Origin of the sequence: Cysteiniphilum halobium (assembly GCF_003574425.1) — a bacterium.
GTDB classification, from domain to species: domain Bacteria; phylum Pseudomonadota; class Gammaproteobacteria; order Francisellales; family Francisellaceae; genus Caedibacter; species Caedibacter halobius.
Window position 1 is genome coordinate 1 of record NZ_QLIU01000085.1, and the last position, 1414, is coordinate 1414.

A 1414-nucleotide genomic window follows, 5' to 3' on the forward strand; every position below is an offset into this window, starting at 1 on the left:
TAGTAAAATAACGCCAATGAGAAGTTCTCTGTACACGATGATTTTTTCATTTGAGTAGCTCCTGTAATGGTCGATTTAAAATCTTAAGGCAGAGCTTAAAATCTCTTATGCTAAAAGCTGCTCTTTGATAAGCATTAGCAATCATATCCAAGCCATACCGGAAATAGCTAGACTGTAACCGACCATGTTTTTTACGTTTGATTGGCTTTAACTTGGCATCTTTGTATTCGCCGACCTTATGTGCCCAGACTACTCCAACGGTAAGCAACGCCATTAGTTTGGAAATTTTATTTGAGTCTTTCAAATGCGTATCTTCAAAATTAAACCCTCTGCCTTTAAGTGCTTGAAAAAGATTTTCAATTTCCCAACGCATACCATAAGTTGAGACCAACTGCTCAATGGCTTCTGAGTTGCTAACAACAGCTAACAATTCACCATTAATATCTCTTGTACCCGCAAAGTAGACGTCAATCCCTGAGAACTTCCTTTTGCCCTCAATGTTTTTAATCTCATGTGTTTTGACACCATAAAACAGTGCTGACACATCCACTTCAAGTCCTCGGGAATTTGTGGTTAGCTGATTTTGCTTTACACGAACAACAAATGGAATTGACTCTTCATCCAACCATTTTAGCCATTTCTCTCCAATAAATTCACGATCTCCTAAAATGCCAGCTATGCGCCCTGTACCAAACTGTTCAATGAAACGCTTCACCAAGTCAATACGCACCTCAGACTTAGAGTTACCCTTATGCGGCAGCATTTCCCAATATAATGGAATAGCTACACCTTCATGGACTGCTGAGAGCATAAGAATATTGATATCTGTGCTACCAAATTGCCAATTGGTTCTGTCCAGCGCAAGATAGAACTTTGCTTTTTTGCTGAGCATTTGCTCGACACTCCACTTTGCAACAGCATCATAATCAAACTCAACCTCTTTAAAAAATCCCTGTATCCGTCGATAATTCGACTCGATTTTGGTATTTCTTGCAAAATGGGTTGCCAAATGTGCAAGATTAACGGTTTGTCGTGAGATTAGGCTAACCAGAAGATTAGCAAAACAATCTAATCTTGATTTGTGCCAGTTAAAAATTTCCTTTAAACTATTTGTCAGCTGTTTGAGGTGCTTTTTCATGGTGTGCAAATCAAGAAAAAATAACGCTTCAAGCAGCAATTTGCAAATTTTTCTTCGTGTACAGAGGGATTTAACAATGAGTAAAATATTTATTTTTTTTAAACTGCCTAAAAAATTGTATAGACCGTTTATTTTGCTTTTAATTATTGTTTATGGATGGTTAATGTATTCATTTTGGACAAACGAAATAAAATCATCGAAAGAAAATCTAGAATTTCTTAGGAGTGGTGTTATTGTTAAAGTGATTGATACAACAGGAGTTGAAGCAAGGAGAGA

General features: G+C 36.9%; 2 protein-coding genes. One reads left to right on the forward strand and one right to left on the reverse strand.

The genetic code is table 11. The features are described 5' to 3' along the window. Nucleotides 1–46: 46 nt before the first annotated feature. On the reverse strand, nucleotides 47–1138 hold the full coding sequence (locus DNK85_RS10850) for an IS4 family transposase (protein ID WP_119329576.1): 1092 nt from the start codon (nucleotides 1136–1138) through the stop codon (nucleotides 47–49). A 76-nt stretch (nucleotides 1139–1214) separates the two neighbouring features. On the opposite strand from DNK85_RS10850, the gene DNK85_RS11820 reads away from it, so the two are divergent. Next, nucleotides 1215–1414, forward strand: a 200-nt coding sequence (locus tag DNK85_RS11820) for a hypothetical protein (RefSeq protein ID WP_208123174.1), incomplete at its 3' end; no start/stop codon positions are given.

Excerpts from the sequence above, each read along its gene's own strand:
- DNK85_RS10850 (WP_119329576.1), bottom strand. The coding sequence starts at position 1,138 with ATGAAAAAGCACCTCAAACAGCTGACAAATAGTTTAAAGGAAATTTTT.